We start from the raw sequence: 17365 nt of genomic DNA on the forward strand, positions 1-17365 counted from the left end.
CTCAGGCGGGGCTGGAATCCGCCGGACGCAGGGGCAGCACATTGCTGCTGCCCAGCGGGCGCGGGTGGTGCAGGAACTCCGCGATGGCAGTCAGGGGCAGGGGGCGGCTCAGCAGGTAACCCTGGATGAAATCGCAACCGTGGCTGCGGAGGAAATCCAGCTGCTCGCGGGTCTCCACCCCTTCGGCCACCACTTGCAGGTGCAGCGTGTGGGCCATGCCGATGATGGCCTGGACGATCTCCATGTCGGCGTGGCTGTCGGGGATGTCCATGACGAAGGAACGGTCGATCTTCAACGTGTCCAAGGGCAGGCGCTTCAGGTAGGCCAGCGATGAGTAGCCGGTACCGAAGTCGTCGATGGAGATACTCACGCCCAGGCCGCGAATGCGCTCCAGCAGGTGCAGCGCCTGGCTGACGTTGCTCATCAGGGCGTTTTCAGTGACTTCCAGTTCCAGCCGTTGCGGGAGCAGGTCGGTGGTGCCCAGGGCGCTCTGTACCTCGTCCGCCAGTTCTTCCCGGCTCAGGTTCAGCGCCGAGCAGTTCACCGCCATCCGCAGGTCCTGGAAACCCTGGGCGGCGAGCGTGGACAGGTCCCGGCACGCACGGCGCAGCACCCAGGCATCCAGGTCGGCGATGAAGCCATTGGCCTCGGCCACGCCGATGAAGCGGTCCGGCGACAGCAGGCCGAGTTGCGGATGTTGCCAGCGCACCAGGGCTTCCAGCTTGGTCACCTGGCCGGTGTGCAGGTCAAGGATGGGTTGATAGTTGAGGAGCAGCCCCTGGTCCTGTGCCAGTGCCAGGCGCAGATCCTCTTCCAGTTGCAGCTCGAAGGTGGCCTTGTTCTTCAGGTGACGGCTGAAGAAGTGCAGGTTGTTGCGTCCGCTGTTCTTGGCCTGGTAGAGCGCGAGGTCGGCGTGCTTGAGCAGCTCTTCGCAGGTTTCGCCGTCGTCCGGATAGAGGCTGATACCGATGCTGGTGGTCATGGTGACGTTGCGCCCGCCCAGGGTGATGGGCTCTTTCATGCGCTCCATGATGCGCTGGGAGAGGGTCTTGGCCTCGGCCAGGTTACCCAGGCCGGCGAGCACGCAGAATTCGTCGCCGCCCAAGCGGGCAATCACATCGCCCCGGCGCAGGACGCTGCGCACACGCTCGGCCACCACTTTGAGCAGTTCGTCCCCGGCATCGTGGCCGAGGCTGTCGTTGATGCGCTTGAAGTGGTCCACGTCGAGGAACATGACGGCCAGAGACTGCTTGAGCTGCGCATGAGCGTGCAGCTTCTCGGCAAAGTAATCGTTGAAGGCGCGGCGGTTGGGCAGGTTGGTCAGGGCGTCGTAATGGGCGACGTTCTGCAGTTTCACCTTCACCTGCTCCAATTCCCGTAGCAGGTTGTTGACGTGCAACAGGTCAAGTTCCTTCTTCTGCAACCTCTTGTCCCCCCAGGCGACACAGAGGGCGAACAGCAATACGACGACGGCGATCACCCCAAGGCTGAAACCGAGCTGCATGGCGTTGTCGGCCTGGTGCAGCTGAATTTCGGTCCCTGTGGGAACCGCCAACTGCAAGGCCAGCATGCCGGTGAAGTGCATGCTGCAGATGGCGCCGCCCATGGCGAGGCTGGCGGGAATCTTGAGCAGATGCTGGCTTTCACCGTTTTCGCGGAAGTAGGCCGAGAGGAGCAGGGCGGCGAGGCTGGCGGCGATGGCAACGGCCATCGACACCGCCACCATGCCCGGGTGGTAGTACTGGGTAGCCACCGAGCGGATGGCGGCCATGCCGCAGTAGTGCATGGCCGTGATGCCTAGGCCGATGGCCAGGGCCGCCGACAGGTAGTGCACGGGTTCGAGGTTCTGGCGGCCGAGGGTGTACATGCCCACCAGCGAGGCGGCCACCACCACCATCAGGGAAACAGCAGTGGTGGGGATGTCGTAATTGATGGCCACCGGGGCTTCGAAGGCCAGCATGGCGATGAAGTGCATCGCCCAGATGCCGCCGCCCAGGCATAAGGCCCCCAGCCAGCACCAGCGCCGCCGGGTTTCCATGTCCTGGGCATGGGACACGCGTTCGGCCATGTCGAAGGCGCAGTACCCGGCGCCCGAGGCCACCAGGAACGCCAGCAGCACCAGCCAGCTGTTGTGGGTACAGTTCAGCAGCACCTGGCCGTCTGCTGGAAGCTCACTGTTGAAATGCAGGCCCAGCCAATCCATAGACGAATATCCCTTGCAGACGTTTCGATTCGGGCGTGGTGTTGCTGGCACAGTGCGATCAGTATAGCCGCCGTTGGCAATCTATCTGGAACGTTCGTCCGTTCGCGCCGGGCGGTCACGCGTGATCGATGGCCGGCGCCGGAACCAGGCAGGTTCCTGGCAGCATCGGGTTACATAAATTCCACGAATTGTCGCAGACAGGCGTCGATTCGAGGCTCTAGATTGCCACTTCGAGCCCGTCTTACGGTTACCCGGGCGTCTTAAAACAACAACGAGACCGATTCATGCAGCAATCTCCCCAAGCGGCCAATGCCTGGCGCGTGCTCTTCCTGCTGTTCCTGGCCAACCTGTTCAATTTCTTCGACCGGACCATCCCGGCCATCATCATCGAGCCGGTGCGTCACGAGTGGAGCCTGAGCGATTTCCAGCTGGGCTTGATCGGCACCGCCTTCACCCTGGTCTACGCCGTCGCCGGCGTGCCCCTGGGGCGCATGGCCGACACCGGGGCGCGGAAGAAAATCATGGGTTGGGGCCTGGCGATCTGGAGCGGGCTGACAGCGGTGAACGGGCTTGCCTGGAACTTCTGGAGCTTCCTGCTGGTGCGCATGGGCGTCGGGATAGGCGAGGCCAGCTACGCGCCGGCCGCCAACTCGCTGATCGGTGATCTCTTCCCCGCCCACAAGCGCGCCCGCGCCATGGGCATCTTCATGCTCGGCCTGCCGCTCGGGCTGGTCCTGGCCTTTTTCACCATTGGCGCCATGGTCAAGGCCTTCGGCAGCTGGCGTGCGCCCTTCTTCATCGCCGCCGTGCCGGGACTGATCCTGGCGACCTTCATGTTCTTCATCAGGGAACCGGCCCGTGGTGCCGCCGAGAGCGTGCAGGTGGTTGCCGTGCCTGTGGACAAGCCGCTGCGCCGGGTATTGGCGATTCGCACCTTCTGGTGGCTGACCCTGGCGGGCCTGACTTACAACTTCGCCACTTACGCCACCAATTCCTTCATGGTGCCGATGCTCCAGCGCTACTTCCTGATGCCCCTGGAACAGGCGGCCATCGCCACCGGTATCATTACCGGGCTTACGGGCCTGGTGGGGCTGACTCTGGGGGGCTGGGTGGCGGACAAGGTGCACCAGAAGTCCGAGCGCGGCCGTCTGCTGCTGGCGGCCTTCAGTATGGCGGTCGCTGCGGGCTGCACGGGCTTCGCATTGCTGGCCGGGCGCATCGAGATCGGCCTATTCGTGGGGGTATTCAGCCTGGGCTGGCTGTTCGCCTACAACTTCTATACCTGCGTCTACACCGCCATCCAGGACGTGGTGGAGCCGCGCCTGCGGGCCACTGCCATGGCGCTGTTCTTCGCCGGGTTGTACCTGCTGGGCGGCGGACTTGGCCCGGTGGTGGTGGGGCTACTGTCTGACCACTACTCCCAGGCCGCGATGCTGGCTGCCGGTGCCAGCGAGATGAACGAGACCTTCAAGGCCGTGGGGTTGCACAACGCCATGTACCTGATTCCGGTGGCACTGAGCCTGACCATGCTGGCGCTGTTCCAGGCTGCGCGCTGCTTTGTGCGCGATGCCGCGAACATGCGCCAGGGCCTGGTGGCCGCGGCGGCCTGACGATTCTCCGGATGCGAAAAGGCCCGCGATTGCGGGCCTTTTTTATTGGGGTGCGCTTTTTCCTGTGGACCGGCGCTGATTACCCCGCCACCAGCACCCGGATCGACTCCAGCCGCAGGGCGGCCTTGTCCAGCAGTTGCAGGCCTTCGTCACGCTGGTGACGGACGGCTTCCAGCTCGCTGTCGCGCACGCTCGGATTCACCGCCTGGAGGGCGGTGAGGCGGGCCAGTTCTTCGTCCAGTTCGGCCTTCAGGCGGCGCTGGGCCTCGGCTACGCGCTCGGCATGGCGTGGGGCGATCTTGGCTTCGGCGGCGTTGATCTGTGCGGCAAGCACATCGCGCTGGGCCTGGACGAATTTGTTGGCGCTGCCACGGGGCACGCTTTCCAGTTGGTCGTTCAGGGTATCGAAGCCCACCTTGGAGGCCAGGTCGTTGCCGTTGGCATCCAGCAGGCAGCGCAGGGCCCTGGGCGGCAGGAAACGGCTGAGCTGCAGGGCACGCGGGGCGACCACTTCGCTGACGTAGAGCAGTTCCAGCAGCACGGTGCCGGGCTTGAGCGCCTTGTTCTTGATCAGCGCCACGGCGGTGTTGCCCATGGAACCGGACAGCACCAGGTCCATGCCGCCCTGCACCATGGGGTGTTCCCAGGTGAGGAACTGCATGTCCTCGCGGGACAGCGCCTGGTTGCGGTCGTAGGTGACAGTCACACCCTCGTCGTCGCCCAGGGGGAAGCCGGCATCCAGCATCTTCTCGCCGGGCTTGAGCACCAGGGCGTTCTCGGAATGGTCTTCGCTGTCGATGCCGAAGGCTTCGAACAGGCTCTCCATATAAATGGGCAGGGCGAACTGGTCGTCCAGCTCGAAGATGTCCTCCACCAGGCGCTCGCCTTCGCCCGCGCCGCCGGAGTTGAGCTCCAGCAGGCGGTCGCGGCCGTTGTGCATCTCACCTTCCAGGCGCTTGCGCTCGCCTTCGGCTTCCTCCACCAGGGCGTCCCAGGCATTGTCGTCGCCGCCTTCGAGCATCGGCAGCAGGCGCGGGCCGAACTGCTGCTGGATGGCGTTGCCGGTGGGGCAGGTGGCGAGGAAGGCGTTCAGGGCCTGGTGGTACCACTGGAACAGGCGTTCCTGGGGGCTGGTTTCCAGGTAGGGCACGTGGAGCTGGATGGTGTGCTTCTGGCCGATCCGGTCAAGGCGGCCGATGCGCTGTTCCAGCAGGTCCGGGTGGGCCGGCAGGTCGAACAGCACCAGATGGTGGGCGAACTGGAAGTTGCGGCCTTCGGAGCCGATTTCCGAGCAGATCAGCACCTGCGCGCCGAATTCCTCATCCGCGAAATAGGCGGCGGCGCGGTCACGCTCGAGGATGCTCATGCCTTCGTGGAAGACGGTAGCGGGGATGCCGGAGCGCACGCGCAGGGCGTCTTCCAGGTCGAGGGCGGTTTCCGCATGGGCGCAGATCACCAGCACCTTGAACTTCTTCAGCATCTTCAGGGTGTCGATCAGCCACTCGACGCGCGGGTCGAAGCGCCACCAGCGCTCGGACTCGTCGCCACCTTCCTGGTGGGCCTGGAAGCTGACTTCCGGGTAGAGGTCCGGGTGATCGCCGATGGGCAGCTCCATGTACTCGACCGGATTGGGCAGCGAGTACGGGTGCAGCTTGCGCTCGGGGAAGCCCTGCACGGCGGCGCGGGTGTTGCGGAACAGCACGCGGCCGGTGCCGTGGCGGTCCAGCAGCTCGCGCACCAGGCGCGGCGAGGCTTCTTCGTCGCCGCCGGCCAGGGCCTGGAGCAGGCTTTCGCCTTCCTCGCCGAGGAAGCCCTTGATGGTGGCTTCGGCCTTGGCGCTCAGGCGGCCCTGGTCCAGCAGTTCCTGCACGGCTTCGGCCACGGGGCGGTAGTTGGCGCTTTCGGCACGGAAGGCTTCCAGGTCGTGGAAGCGGCTCGGGTCCAGCAGGCGCAGGCGGGCGAAGTGGCTTTCCTGGCCGAGCTGTTCCGGCGTGGCAGTCAGCAGCAGCACGCCGGGGATGACCTCGGCCAGTTGCTCCACCAGGCGGTATTCGGGGCTGGCCTGGTCCGGGTGCCAGACCAGGTGGTGGGCTTCGTCCACCACCAGCAGGTCCCAGCCGGCGGCGAAGGCGGCGTCCTGGGCGCGCTCGCTGCTCTTCAGCCACTCCAGGGAGACCAGGGCCAGTTGGCTGTCTTCGAAGGGGTTGGTGGCATCGCTTTCGGCGAAGCGCTCGGCGTCGAACAGGGTCACCTGCAGGTTGAAGCGGCGGCGCATCTCCACTAGCCACTGGTGCTGGAGGTTCTCCGGAACCAGGATCAGCACGCGGCTGGCGCGGCCGGAAATTAGTTGGCGGTGGATGACCAGGCCGGCTTCGATGGTCTTGCCCAGGCCCACTTCATCGGCCAGCAGAACGCGCGGCGCAACGCGGTCGGCCACTTCACGGGCGATGTGCAACTGGTGGGCGATGGGCTGGGCGCGGGCGCCGGACAGGCCCCAGAGGGAGGATTGCAGCAGGCGCGAGCGGTGTTCCAGGGTGTGGTAGCGCAGGGCGAACCACTTGTGCGGGTCGATCTGGCCGGCGAACAGGCGATCGTTGGCCAGGCGGAACTGGATGAAGTTGTTCAGCTGGGTTTCCGGCAGGATACGGCGCTCGTTCTGGGCGGTGATGCCGTGGTAGACCAGCAGGCCATCGACATCCTCCACTTCCTGGACGTTCAGCTTCCAGCCGTCGAAGTGGGTGATCTCGTCGCCGGGGGCGAAGCGAACCCGGGTCAGGGGAGCGTTGCGCAGCGCGTACTGGCGGGTGTCGCCAGTGGCCGGGTAGAGGACGGTGAGCAGGCGGCCATCGGACGTCAGGATGGTTCCGAGCCCCAACTCCGCTTCGCTGTCACTGATCCAGCGTTGCCCCGGTTGATACTGCTGCGCCATGCGTGTCTCCCTGTGGTGAAAAAAGCCGGCTATGTTAGCGGAACCCAGGGCGCACGGCGACGCCGGATGCGGGCCATATGTCCGCAAAAGTGTAGCGAGCCACTATAAAGAAGCGCCCGCGCGCGCCGACAGACTGACCAAAGGAGGGCCTTCCCATGCTGCCGCCCATTCCCCAGAGCCTGGTCCCCGTCACTGCCCAGCAGGATGTGGTCAAGTCACGCCCGGATGTCCCGCCGGTCACACCCATGCAGGAAAGCGCGCAGGAGAGCGCCGTCAGCCTGGACAAGCGTCATCCCCAGGAGGCCGAAGAACTGCTTCGCGAGGAACAGCGGCGCCGCCAGCGACGGGGCTACACGCCGGAAGAGCTGGCAGCGGGGGAGGTGGCGGAGGAGGACCAGGCCGTGCTGAGCGAGTTGCCGCGCCAGGGGCTCTGGGTTGATGTGGAGGTCTGACGCGCGCAGCATGAGGCATCTTCCTTCCTGAAGCCGACGCCGGTGGACCTGTTCGACGATATCCCCCTCCAACTGCCCGATGCTGAACTGCGCTACGAGCCGCATTTTCTTACTCCGGGGGAGGCCAGCGACTGGCTGGAACGGCTGGTGGCCGAGACGCCCTGGGAGCGGCCTGAGGTCTATCTCCATGGGCGCCATTATCCGGTGCCGCGCCTGGTGGCCTGGTACGGCGATCCCGAGGCCAGCTACACCTATTCCGGACTGACCCACCAACCCCTGCCCTGGACGCCGTTGCTGGCGGAAATCCGCTCGCGGGTGCAGGACGCAGTGGGGCAACCGCTCAACGGCGTGCTGCTCAATTACTACCGCGATGGGCAGGACTCCATGGGCTGGCACAGTGACGACGAACCTGAACTGGGGCGGAATCCAACGGTAGCCTCCCTCAATCTGGGCGAGACCCGCCGCTTCGACCTGCGCCGCAAGGGCAGCAACCGCATCGAGTGCTCCCTGGACCTGGGCCACGGCGCGCTACTGGTCATGAGCGGGCCGACACAGCATCATTGGCAGCACCAGGTGGCGAAGACCCGCATCCCTTGCGCCCCCCGTCTCAATCTCACCTTCCGCTGGATCCGCAGATGAGCAATGACGAAAACCTGATCGACTTCGGTGCCGAGCGCGAAAAGCGCATCCATGACGTCCACGAAAAGCGCTTGAACGACATGCGCAAGGCCTTCGAACAGGCCATGCCGCTGCCCAAGGGCAAGAAGTCGAAGAAACCGAAAAAGCGCTGAGTTCGACTCCTTTTCCCGGATTTCATCCGGGCTGACTGACTGTGGTGGGGCTTTTGTTGTGGGGGCGAATTTATTCGCCAAGGGCTGCGCAGCAGCCCCAAGCTGACTCCCAGGCCGAACCTGCGGTCCGGTTCGCGAATGAATTCGCCCCCACAGAAAAGTTTCGTAGGGTGGACCACGCTTCATCGGTCCACCGTCGGAGCTCGTCCCCGCATCGTTGGTGGATAGAAAAGCGCTATCCACCCTACAACTGCCCTGCCGCCTCCCTCGAAATTTGATCTGGATCAGTGTCCCGACAGCCTTGTCGCGGGCCCTCCGGCACTATTGATCCAGATCAATTTTCGATCCCGGCCGTGCGGGTAACTTGAACCCATCGAAGCAACAACGCCACACGCAGGAGGCAGATCATGTTCATCGATACAGTGGTTCTCGCTGGTATAGGCACCGTCGGTCTCATGTTCGCGTTCTTCGCTGGCGTTGGTTACTTCATCTGGAAGGACTCGCACAAACGCAAGCCGCGTTGAGTTCTCTGGGTTTACAGGCACGCAAGGCACCTCGGGCGACTTCGGTCGCCCATTTTTTTATTCCCGCTTTTCTTCCATTACGGCCCGCGCCAGACTGGCGCCATGCCGATCCAGACCCTTTCCCGCCTCGATGATCTCGATCCGCAGCACTGGGATGCCCTGCTGCCGGACGACCAGCCGTTCCTGCGCCACGCGTTTCTTTCCACCCTGGAGGAGAGCGGCAGCGTGGGTGGCCGCAGTGGCTGGCATCCGGCGCATCACCTGTTGCGCGGAGAGCGCGGTGAGCTGAGGGCCGCGCTGCCGGCCTACCTCAAGAGTCATTCCTACGGCGAATACGTGTTCGACTGGGCCTGGGCCGATGCCTGCCAGCGAGCGGGCATCCGCTATTACCCCAAGCTGCTGGCTGCGGTGCCGTTCACCCCGGTCGGCGGGGCGCGCCTGCTGGCGGTGGATGACGCGGCCGCCGAAGCGCTGCTGGATGCGGTGGTGGCCGATGTCGCCGCCGACGGCCTTTCCGGTCTGCATATCAATTTCACCGATGCCTTTGCCGACCACCACCTGCGCGGCCGCGAGGGCTGGCTGGAGCGCCTGGGCTGCCAGTTCCACTGGCGCAATCACGGCTACCGGGACTTCCAGGATTTCCTCGATGCGCTGAGTTCGCGCAAGCGCAAGCAGATCCGCAAGGAGCGCGACCAGGTGGCGGGGCAGGGGATCGAGTTCCAATGGCGCCAGGGCCACGAACTGGATGAAGCGGACTGGGATTTCGTCTACGCCTGCTACGCCAACACCTACCGGGTGCGGGGCCAGGCGCCCTATCTGACGAGGACGTTCTTCAGCCTGCTGGCGCAACGGATGCCGGAAGCGATTCGCGTGGTACTGGCGCTGCAGAACAGCCGGCCGGTGGCCATGGCCTTCTCGCTAGTGGGGGGCGACACCCTGTACGGGCGCTATTGGGGCTGTCTGGCGGAGTTCGACAGGCTGCATTTCGAGACCTGCTTCTACCAGGGTATCGACCAGGCTATCGCCATTGGCCTCCAGCGCTTCGATGCTGGAGCTCAGGGCGAGCACAAGTTGATCCGGGGATTTGAGCCGGTGATCACCCGCTCCTGGCACTGGCTGTCCCATCCCGGCTTGCGAGCCGCGGTGGACGATTTCCTGGTGCAGGAGCGGGGTGGGGTGCTGGCCTACGCAGAAGAAGCGAGAGGCCTGCTGCCCTTCCGGCGGGATTGATCAGCCGATTTGGGTGGGTTCAGGCGTGACGTCCGTCCCGCTGTCGGGGGAGGCATCGATCTGGCTGACGAGGGTGCCGTCAGCGGTGGTGCCGCCCCATTCGAGGAAGCGGAGCTTGTGCACTTCGCCCTCGCTGTCTTCGTAGACCAGAGTGACCGGCACTACGCCTGTCTTCTGGGAGGTGTCGGTGCGGTGCAGCACCTTCTGGATGTCGACTTCCATTCCGTAGTGGTAGTCCACGGGCTGCAGGGCGGCACCGTGGTTCTGGTTCTGAATGCCATCCTGGGCGAATACGCTGGGCGCGAGGCTAGAGAGCAGGGCGCTTACAACCGAGGCCATTTTCATAAGGCTTGTTTTCCTCTGTTGGGTTTCGCTTACGAGGGACTTCATCTGACAGGCTGATCGTTTTTAGTTCAACCACCTGGTTCGGCGAACCTCGGTTTGAGCGTTTTTTAACCAGTCCCAATCGCCCGTGCTTGAGGTGTTGCGACCGTTTGTCGCGGTGAGTGAATTTTTTTCGTTTCTGGCCGGTCTGGGCGTTAATTCCACCTCGACCAAACCGTTTATCTGGTGATTTCACCTGGGTAATGCGCACCGTGCCTCTGAGGTCATCAGGTCGGGTGCGCAGGGTGCGCCCGACCGTCTGTCAGGTGCCGTACAGCTCAGCTGTTGCTGGTGTGGTTGCCCCACTCGAGGAAACGGACCTTGTGCAGCTCGCCCTTGCTGTCCTCATAGACCAGGGTGACCGGCACCACGCCGGTGCGCTGGGAGGCGTCGGTGCGGTACAGGACGCGCTGTACGTCCAGTTCCATGCCGTAGTGGTAGTCGACGGCGGGGATGCCCGCGCCCGGCTCCCGCTGGAAGTCCTGGGCGAACACGCTGGGGGCGAGGCTGGCAAGCACGGCGCTGACGGCGGATGCGATCTTCATGGGCTGATCCTCATTGGGTCCGTGGGTGGTTTCAGGTGAAACCGGAGACGGGTCCCATATGACCAGCCGGATGAGTCCGGTAGAAATCAAAGCACTTGGTAGTGGAGATCAGCCGCGTCGATGGCGCGACGCGGCCCGGCTTCATTCCACGCCGACGAAACCGCCGGTCTGGTGCTGCCAAAGCCGTGCGTAAAGGCCGCCGTGCTCCAGCAACTGCGCGTGAGTGCCGGTTTCCACCACTCGACCTTTATCCATCACCACGAGGCGATCCATGCGGGCGATGGTGGACAGGCGGTGGGCGATGGCGATCACCGTCTTTCCGTGCATCAGGGTTTCCAGGCTCTCCTGAATGGCCGCTTCCACTTCCGAGTCCAGGGCCGAGGTGGCTTCGTCGAGGATCAGGATGGGGGCGTTCTTGAGCAACACGCGGGCGATGGCGATGCGCTGGCGCTGGCCGCCGGAAAGCTTGACCCCCCGTTCGCCGACGTGGGCATCGAAGCCGCGCCGTCCGTTGGCATCCGAGAGCAGGGAGATGAACTCATCGGCGCGAGCCTTGCGTACTGCGTCCAGAAGTTCGGCGTCGCCCGCGCCGGGGCGGCCGTATCGAAGGTTGTCGCGGATGGAACGGTGCAGCAGCGAGGTGTCCTGGGTGACCATGCCGATCCGTGCCCGCAGGCTTTCCTGGGTCACCTGGGCGATGTCCTGGCCGTCGATGAGGATGCGGCCGCCCTCCAGGTCGTAGAGCCTCAGCAGCAGGTTGACCAGGGTGGACTTGCCGGCGCCGGAAGGGCCTACCAGGCCGATCTTCTCGCCAGGCCGTACGCGCAGGTCGAGGCCTTCGATCACGCCGCTGCCCTTGCCATAGTGGAAGCTGATCCGTTCGAAGCGTACCTCGCCCCGTTGGACCTGCAGGGGCCGGGCTTCGTGGTGATCGGTCACCTGCCGCGGCACGGCAATGGTCTGCATGCCGTCCTGGACCTGGCCGATGTTGTCGAAGATGCCGGTGACCGCCCACATGATCCAGCCGGACATGTTGATGATGCGGATCACCAGGCCGGTGGCCAGGGCGATGGCGCCGACGCTGATCAGCCCCTGGGTCCACAGCCAGAGGGCCAGCCCACCGGTGCTGACGATCAGCAAACCGCCCAAGGTCGTGATGGTGGCGTCCATGGTGGTCACGACGCGCGCGGCGAGTTGGCTGCGCCGGGTCTGCTCGTCGATGGCCTCGCGGGCGTAGTCCTCTTCCTCGCGGGTGTGGGCAAAGAGTTTGAGGGTGGTGATATTGGTGTAGCCGTCGACGATGCGCCCCATCAGCTTCGCGCGGGCTGCGGAAGACTCCACGGAGCGCTGCTTGACCCGGGGTACGAAATACATGATCGCCGCGATGTAGCAGCTGATCCACGCCACCAGCGGCAGCATCAGGCGCCAGTCGGCTTCGGCGAACAGCACCAGTGAACTGACGGCGTAGATCAGCACGTGCCAGAGCGCGTCCACCGCCTGCACCGCTGAGTCGCGCAGGGAGTTGCCGGTCTGCATGATGCGCTGGGCGATGCGTCCGGCGAAGTCGTTCTGGAAGAACCCGAGGCTCTGTTTGAGCACGTAACGATGGTTCTGCCAGCGGATCAGGTTGGTCAGGCTGGGGGTGATGGTCTGGTGCACCAGCAGGTCGTGCAAGGTGTTGAACAGTGGCCGCAGGACCAGGGCCACCAGCGTCATCCAGAACAGCTCGGCGCCATGTCTCTGGAACAGCTCAGTGCTGGGCGTGGCCTGGGCCAGGTCGACGATGCGGCCGAGGAAACTGAACAACGCGACCTCGATCAGGGCCACGATCAGTCCCACCAGCAGGAGGGCGCTGAAGAATGGCCAGACCTGGCGCAGGTAGTAGGCGTAGAAGCGCAGGACGCTGCGCGGGGGCATTTCGTCTGGCGCCTGACGGAACACGTCGATCAGGCGCTCGAAGCGTTGGAAAAGCATGGCGAATCCATCCGGTCAGGAGTCTGGCGACCTGGACTTCCTGTCCGGGCCGGCGGGTTCAGAGCCGCTTGGCAGAGAGTATCACCACTGGCTTCAGCGGAACGTTCTGGAACATGCCGTGATTGCCGGTGGGGACGTTGGCGATCTGGTCGACTACGTCCATGCCGCGCACCACCGTGCCGAACACCGCGTAGCCGAAGTCGCGGCTGCCGTGATCGAGGAAGGCGTTGTCCTTGTGGTTGATGAAGAACTGGCTGGTGGCCGAGTCAACCGCCTGGGTGCGAGCCATGGCCAGGGTGCCGCGCACGTTGTGCAGACCATTGTCCGCCTCGTTCTTGATCGGCTGGCGGGTTTCCTTCTCGCTGAAGGCGGTATCGAAGCCACCGCCCTGGATCATGAAACCGGGGATCACGCGGTGGAACACCGTGCCGTTGTAGAAGCCGGCATCCACGTAGTCGAGGAAGTTCTTCACGCTCACCGGGGCCTTGTCGGCGTCCAGCTCCACCTCGATTTCCCCGGCGCTGGTGGTCAGCAGCACATGGGGCTTGTCGGCGGCCATCAGGTTGAGGGAGACGAGCAGGGCACAGGCGCCCAGTACGAGTTTCTTCAGCATGGTTTCGGGTCCTTGTTGCGCTCCACTTCGTCGATGAAGTCGAGCAGGGTGGTGTTGAAAGCTTCAGGTTGGTCGAGCGGGGTGGCGTGGCGGGAATTCTCGATGATGACCAGGCGTGCGTCAGGCAGTTCCTTGACGTAGGCCTCCTTCTGGGCGACCGGGGTGTAGTCGCGGTCGGCGGTGACCACGAGGGTCGGGCAGTGGATACGCTCGAGCCTGTCCCGTACGCCCCAGCCGATGATGGCGTCGAGGGCCGAAAGGTAGGCGCGCTTGTCGTTCTGCGGCCACCGCTCCTCGATCTTGCGTCGCAGCTCCTCCTGTCCGGGCAGCGGGAAGAGCAGGCGTCCGAGGGCCTTGGCGATGCTCTCCAGGCTCAGCAGGCGGGAGAGGGTCCAGCGCTTGGCGATTTCCAGAAGGTCCCCGGGCGAGCGTGGTTTCACCTCGGGGCCGCTGTTGACGATGGTCAGGCTGCGCAGCAGGTCCGGGCGGTCGACACCGAGCTGGAAGCCGATCATGCCGCCCATGCTGATGCCCACCAGGTGCACGTTGATCAGCCCCAGGTGCTCGATCAGCGCTTCCACGTCTTCGGCAAAGCTGGCGATGCTGTAGCGCTCGCGGGGCTTGTCGGAGCGGCCGTGGCCACGGACGTCCAGGGCGATCACCCGGAAGCGCGCGGCCAGGGCGGGAATCTGGTACTCCCAGTCGCGGGTACTGGAGCCCAGGCCGTGGACCAGCAACACCGGAGCGCCGCGGCCGTAGTCCTCGAAGTGGATCTGGCAGCCATCGTTCTCGAAGTAGGACATGGGGACACTCCTGTCAGACGCTGGAAATCGGCGCGGCGAATGGGACGTCCAGCGGCGCCGAGTCGAAGGTCTTGATCAGTTCGACCAGGATCTGCGAAGCCGGGCCCAGGGCCTTGTCCTTGTTTGAATACAGGTAGAACGAGGGGTGACGGCTGCCACCTTGCTCCAGGGGCAGCGGCTTGAGCTGGCCTTCCGTGAGTTCTCGCTCGATCAGGTGGCGCGGCAACCAGGCGAAGCCCAGGCCACTGCTGACGAAGTTGGCGGCGGTGGACAGGCTGCCCACGGTCCAGCGCTGTTCAGCCCCCAGCCAGCCGACGTTGCGCGGCTGGGTACGGCCGGTGTCGCGGATCACCACCTGCAGCTGGCTTTCCAGGTCCTGGAAGTTGATCTGCCGTTGCAGGCGGTGCAGGGGATGGTCGGGGTGGGCGACGGCGATGAACTCCACCGAGCAAAGCCCAGCGCCCAGGTGGCCCTGGATATCCAGGGTGGTGATGGCCAGGTCCGCCGAACCTTCCAGCAGCACTTCCTCGACCCCGGACAGCACTTCTTCCCGCAGCCGCACGCGGCAACCACGGCTCTGCGGCATGAAGGCGGAGAGGGCACGCACCAGGCGGGCGTTGGGGTAGGCCGCGTCCACCACCAGGCGCACCTCGGCTTCCCAGCCCTGTTCCATGTGGTGGGCCAACTCTTCCAGCTGGCTGGCCTGCTTGACCAGTTGCCGCGAGCGCCGCAGCAGCACTTCGCCGGCTTCGGTGAGCACCGCCTTGCGGCCCTCGATACGCAGGAGCGGAACACCCAGTTGCTCCTGCATGCGCGCCACGGTGTAGCTCACCGAGGATTGCGAGCGGTGGGTGGCTTCCGCTGCCTGGGCGAAACCGCCGTGGTCCACCACCGCTTGCAGGGTTCGCCACTGATCCAGGGTTACGCGCGGGGCTTTCATGCTGTGCTGCTCCTCTTCCTGCTTATGCCGCCAAATTGCGCGCGCCCATGGCGCTGATGCCGCTTGCGGCGCTCTGTTAAGCTGGCGTTCTCTGCTCTGGAGAACGTCCATGAAAAAGCTGTGTTGTGCCGTGTTCGCGTTGTTGCCGGCCCTGGCCTTCGCCTATCCCATCGAGGTGGAGAAGCAGTACAACGGCGCCGAGATCGTCTACGACACCACCGATATCGATAACCGCCTGGCTGCGATCAACGTGCAGAACGTCGGTGAGGTCACCGCCGAGTGCAAAGTGGTGTTCGTGAACGGACCGGAAACCCCCAAGGTGCGCAAGGCCGTCATCGAGGGCGGCAAGAGCGCCTACCTGACCTCCAATTTCAACCGAGCAATCATCAAGCTGCGGATCAAGCTGACCTGTAACCCCAACCCGTAGCCTGGGTAGGGGGTTGGGCACAGGAATCAGCCTAGTGCCCCTCCTGGTACAAATCAACTTTCTTGATATTTTGAAGCGGATATTTACGCTTTTTTATCGATATGTGACGCCATAACCTGCATCCCATCGACGCAATCAACCCCCCGATGGAGGTAGCCCACATGTCCCGCGTACTCGTCATCGAAAGCAGCGCCCGCCAGCAAGGTTCCGTTTCCCGCCAGCTGACCCAGGACTTCATCGCCCAGTGGAAAGCCGCTCACCCGGCCGATGAAGTCACCGTCCGCGATCTGGCTGTCGACCAGGTGCCGCACCTTGATGCCGACCTGCTGGGTGGCTGGATGAAGCCCGCCGACCAGCAGAGCGAAATCGAGAAGGCCGCCCTGCAACGTTCCAACCTGCTGACCGAAGAACTGCTGGCCGCCGACGTACTGGTCATGGCCGCCCCCATGTACAACTTCGCCATCCCGAGCACCCTGAAGTCCTGGCTGGATCACGTGTTGCGCGCCGGCGTGACCTTCAAGTACACCGATACCGGCCCGAAGGGCATGCTGACCGGCAAGCGTGCCTTTGTCCTGACCGCCCGTGGCGGCATCTACTCCGGTAGCCCGCTGGACCATCAGGAGCCCTACCTGCGTCAGGCCATGAGCTTCATCGGTATCCATGACGTGACCTTCATCCACGCCGAAGGCCTGAACATGGGCAACGAGTTCCAGGAAAAAGGCCTGGCTTCCGCCAAGGCGCAACTGGCCAAGGTTGCCTGATCTTCCCTTCGCTCCCGCTCCGCCTGGTGCGCTTGGCTCCTTGAGCGCACCTTGTCGCCCGGCCTGTTTCAGGCCGGGCTTTTTTACGTGTGCGGGGAGGACCGATCCGGACACGGCCCATGCCGTTTTCGACAACGCAGGGGACGGCCCCGTCCGCATGGCCGTCTTTTCTGCTTGATAAGCTTTCGCTCGCGGCAAGGAGGGCGTATTTTCGCCGGCTGCTTTGCGAGGCTCATGATGATTTCGCTCCATTCCCTATCCTGCGTGCCGAGGCGGTCATGAAGCTGTCCGGTCGTGGTGTGGCGCTGTCCCTGACGGCGTCGGTTCTATTTGCCCTGATGCCCGGATATGTGCGCGAGCTGGCGCCGCTGGACGGCGTGCAGGTGTTCGCTCAGCGCGTGCTCTGGTCGATTCCGGCGGTACTGACGCTGTTGCTGATTTCCCGTCAGGTACCTTCATTTATCGCCGTGCTCGGGCGCTTGCGGCGCGAACCGCTGCTGCTGGCTTCTCTGCCGTTTGCGGCGTTGCTGATCGGCCTGCAATGGGGGCTGTTCCTCTGGGCGCCCTTGCAGGGGCGGATGCTGGAGGTGTCCCTCGGCTATTTCCTGCTGCCCCTGGCGATGGTGGTGGCGGGGCGGGTGTTCTACGCCGAACGGCTGCGGCCTTTGCAGTTGCTGGCGGTGTGTTGCGCGGTGATCGGCGTGCTCCACGAGCTCTGGCTGACCCGTGCTTTCTCCTGGCTGACCCTGGTCACCGCCCTGGGCTATCCGCCCTATTTCATGTTGCGCCGCTGGATGAGGCTGGATGCGCTGTCCGGGTTCATCCTCGAAATGGCGGTGCTGGCGCCCCTGGCCATCTGGCTGATCGCCAACTTCTCGCCGCCCGGGGCCTTCATCCAGGCGCCGCAGCTCTGGTGGCTGCTGCCTGGCCTGGGCCTGCTGGGCACCCTGGCCTTTGCCGCCATGATGGCCTCCAGCCGGCTGCTGCCCATGGGGTTGTTCGGGATTCTCAGCTATGTGGAGCCGGTGCTGCTGTTCGCGGTGGCGGTGGTGTTCCTCGGCGAGGCCTTCAATCCCGCCCAGCTCTGGACCTACCTGCCCATCTGGGCGGCGGTGCTGCTGATCGGCTGGGACAGTGCGGTGCTGCTGCGGCGGCAGTCCCGCAAAGGCTACTGAGCGG

At 64.5% G+C, this 17365-nt stretch carries 17 protein-coding genes; 9 read left to right on the forward strand and 8 right to left on the reverse strand.

Going from position 1 to position 17365, the window contains the following annotated elements; genetic code table 11:
* Position 1: 1 nt before the first annotated feature.
* Positions 2 to 2203, reverse strand: a complete 2202-nt coding sequence (locus tag TQ98_RS07330) for a bifunctional diguanylate cyclase/phosphodiesterase (protein ID WP_044871554.1) — start codon at positions 2201 to 2203, stop codon at positions 2 to 4.
* Positions 2204 to 2487: 284 nt separating this feature from the next.
* On the opposite strand from TQ98_RS07330, the gene TQ98_RS07335 reads away from it, so the two are divergent.
* Complete coding sequence (locus TQ98_RS07335; RefSeq protein ID WP_044871553.1) at positions 2488 to 3813, forward strand: MFS transporter; 1326 nt, start codon at positions 2488 to 2490, stop codon at positions 3811 to 3813.
* Positions 3814 to 3892: 79 nt separating this feature from the next.
* Here TQ98_RS07335 and rapA read toward each other — a convergent pair whose 3' ends face one another.
* On the reverse strand, positions 3893 to 6742 hold the full coding sequence (rapA, locus tag TQ98_RS07340; RefSeq protein ID WP_044871552.1) for an RNA polymerase-associated protein RapA: 2850 nt from the start codon (positions 6740 to 6742) through the stop codon (positions 3893 to 3895).
* 155 nt (positions 6743 to 6897) lie between these two features.
* Between rapA and TQ98_RS07345 the strand changes: the two genes are divergently transcribed.
* From TQ98_RS07345 to TQ98_RS07355, 5 genes are all read left to right on the forward strand, one after another.
* Positions 6898 to 7194 (forward strand): hypothetical protein, encoded by a 297-nt coding sequence (locus TQ98_RS07345; protein ID WP_044871551.1) that lies wholly within the window; start codon positions 6898 to 6900, stop codon positions 7192 to 7194.
* Positions 7195 to 7236: 42 nt separating this feature from the next.
* Positions 7237 to 7833, forward strand: coding sequence for an alpha-ketoglutarate-dependent dioxygenase AlkB (locus tag TQ98_RS07350; RefSeq protein WP_044871550.1), 597 nt, complete (start codon positions 7237 to 7239; stop codon positions 7831 to 7833).
* Positions 7830 to 7985 carry a hypothetical protein gene (locus TQ98_RS27880; protein ID WP_177410164.1) on the forward strand — a complete coding sequence of 52 codons (156 nt, stop codon included), beginning with the start codon at positions 7830 to 7832 and terminating at the stop codon, positions 7983 to 7985. Before TQ98_RS07350 ends, TQ98_RS27880 begins: the two co-directional genes overlap by 4 nt.
* Positions 7986 to 8392: 407 nt before the next feature.
* Positions 8393 to 8509, forward strand: a complete 117-nt coding sequence (gene ccoM / locus TQ98_RS28245; protein ID WP_044871549.1) for a cytochrome c oxidase subunit CcoM — start codon at positions 8393 to 8395, stop codon at positions 8507 to 8509.
* 102 nt (positions 8510 to 8611) lie between these two features.
* Complete coding sequence (locus tag TQ98_RS07355) at positions 8612 to 9739, forward strand: GNAT family N-acetyltransferase (RefSeq protein ID WP_044871548.1); 1128 nt, start codon at positions 8612 to 8614, stop codon at positions 9737 to 9739.
* Here TQ98_RS07355 and TQ98_RS07360 read toward each other — a convergent pair whose 3' ends face one another.
* From TQ98_RS07360 to TQ98_RS07385, 6 genes are all read right to left on the reverse strand, one after another.
* Entirely contained in the window at positions 9740 to 10084 is a 345-nt protein-coding gene (locus TQ98_RS07360) for a DUF2790 domain-containing protein (RefSeq protein WP_082073164.1), read from the reverse strand.
* 317 nt (positions 10085 to 10401) lie between these two features.
* The gene (locus TQ98_RS07365) at positions 10402 to 10668 is read right to left on the reverse strand and encodes a DUF2790 domain-containing protein (protein ID WP_044871547.1); all 267 of its coding nucleotides are present in this window, start codon (positions 10666 to 10668) and stop codon (positions 10402 to 10404) included.
* 141 nt (positions 10669 to 10809) lie between these two features.
* A complete protein-coding gene (locus TQ98_RS07370) occupies positions 10810 to 12642 on the reverse strand; it encodes an ABC transporter ATP-binding protein (protein ID WP_044871546.1) in 1833 nt (610 codons plus the stop codon).
* A 58-nt stretch (positions 12643 to 12700) separates the two neighbouring features.
* Positions 12701 to 13255 carry a peptidylprolyl isomerase gene (locus TQ98_RS07375; RefSeq protein ID WP_103102902.1) on the reverse strand — a complete coding sequence of 185 codons (555 nt, stop codon included), beginning with the start codon at positions 13253 to 13255 and terminating at the stop codon, positions 12701 to 12703.
* A complete protein-coding gene (locus TQ98_RS07380; protein WP_044871543.1) occupies positions 13249 to 14058 on the reverse strand; it encodes an alpha/beta hydrolase in 810 nt (269 codons plus the stop codon). The genes TQ98_RS07375 and TQ98_RS07380 overlap by 7 nt, the downstream gene beginning before the upstream one ends.
* A gap of 13 nt (positions 14059 to 14071) precedes the next feature.
* Positions 14072 to 14998 carry a LysR family transcriptional regulator gene (locus TQ98_RS07385; protein WP_103102903.1) on the reverse strand — a complete coding sequence of 309 codons (927 nt, stop codon included), beginning with the start codon at positions 14996 to 14998 and terminating at the stop codon, positions 14072 to 14074.
* A 109-nt stretch (positions 14999 to 15107) separates the two neighbouring features.
* Here TQ98_RS07385 and TQ98_RS07390 point away from each other — a divergent pair, with 109 nt between their 5' ends.
* The 3 genes from TQ98_RS07390 (at position 15108) to rarD (ending at position 17361) form a co-directional block, all read left to right on the forward strand.
* Complete coding sequence (locus TQ98_RS07390; protein ID WP_044871540.1) at positions 15108 to 15425, forward strand: hypothetical protein; 318 nt, start codon at positions 15108 to 15110, stop codon at positions 15423 to 15425.
* 161 nt (positions 15426 to 15586) lie between these two features.
* Complete coding sequence (locus tag TQ98_RS07395) at positions 15587 to 16186, forward strand: FMN-dependent NADH-azoreductase (RefSeq protein ID WP_044871539.1); 600 nt, start codon at positions 15587 to 15589, stop codon at positions 16184 to 16186.
* Positions 16187 to 16464: 278 nt separating this feature from the next.
* Entirely contained in the window at positions 16465 to 17361 is an 897-nt protein-coding gene (rarD, locus tag TQ98_RS07400; protein WP_044871538.1) for an EamA family transporter RarD, read from the forward strand.
* The last annotated feature ends 4 nt before the right edge of the window (positions 17362 to 17365 follow it).

The organism is Pseudomonas sp. LFM046 (assembly GCF_000949385.2).
GTDB lineage: Bacteria > Pseudomonadota > Gammaproteobacteria > Pseudomonadales > Pseudomonadaceae > Metapseudomonas.

Coding starts and splice junctions, on each gene's coding strand:
- TQ98_RS07330 (WP_044871554.1), bottom strand. CDS start 2,203: ATGGATTGGCTGGGCCTGCATTTCAACAGTGAGCTTCCAGCAGACGGC.
- TQ98_RS07335 (WP_044871553.1), top strand. CDS start 2,488: ATGCAGCAATCTCCCCAAGCGGCCAATGCCTGGCGCGTGCTCTTCCTG.
- rapA (WP_044871552.1), bottom strand. CDS start 6,742: ATGGCGCAGCAGTATCAACCGGGGCAACGCTGGATCAGTGACAGCGAA.
- TQ98_RS07345 (WP_044871551.1), top strand. CDS start 6,898: ATGCTGCCGCCCATTCCCCAGAGCCTGGTCCCCGTCACTGCCCAGCAG.
- TQ98_RS27880 (WP_177410164.1), top strand. CDS start 7,830: ATGAGCAATGACGAAAACCTGATCGACTTCGGTGCCGAGCGCGAAAAG.
- ccoM (WP_044871549.1), top strand. CDS start 8,393: ATGTTCATCGATACAGTGGTTCTCGCTGGTATAGGCACCGTCGGTCTC.
- TQ98_RS07355 (WP_044871548.1), top strand. CDS start 8,612: ATGCCGATCCAGACCCTTTCCCGCCTCGATGATCTCGATCCGCAGCAC.
- TQ98_RS07360 (WP_082073164.1), bottom strand. CDS start 10,084: ATGAAAATGGCCTCGGTTGTAAGCGCCCTGCTCTCTAGCCTCGCGCCC.
- TQ98_RS07365 (WP_044871547.1), bottom strand. CDS start 10,668: ATGAAGATCGCATCCGCCGTCAGCGCCGTGCTTGCCAGCCTCGCCCCC.
- TQ98_RS07370 (WP_044871546.1), bottom strand. CDS start 12,642: ATGCTTTTCCAACGCTTCGAGCGCCTGATCGACGTGTTCCGTCAGGCG.
- TQ98_RS07375 (WP_103102902.1), bottom strand. CDS start 13,255: ATGCTGAAGAAACTCGTACTGGGCGCCTGTGCCCTGCTCGTCTCCCTC.
- TQ98_RS07380 (WP_044871543.1), bottom strand. CDS start 14,058: ATGTCCTACTTCGAGAACGATGGCTGCCAGATCCACTTCGAGGACTAC.
- TQ98_RS07385 (WP_103102903.1), bottom strand. CDS start 14,998: ATGAAAGCCCCGCGCGTAACCCTGGATCAGTGGCGAACCCTGCAAGCG.
- TQ98_RS07390 (WP_044871540.1), top strand. CDS start 15,108: ATGAAAAAGCTGTGTTGTGCCGTGTTCGCGTTGTTGCCGGCCCTGGCC.
- TQ98_RS07395 (WP_044871539.1), top strand. CDS start 15,587: ATGTCCCGCGTACTCGTCATCGAAAGCAGCGCCCGCCAGCAAGGTTCC.
- rarD (WP_044871538.1), top strand. CDS start 16,465: ATGAAGCTGTCCGGTCGTGGTGTGGCGCTGTCCCTGACGGCGTCGGTT.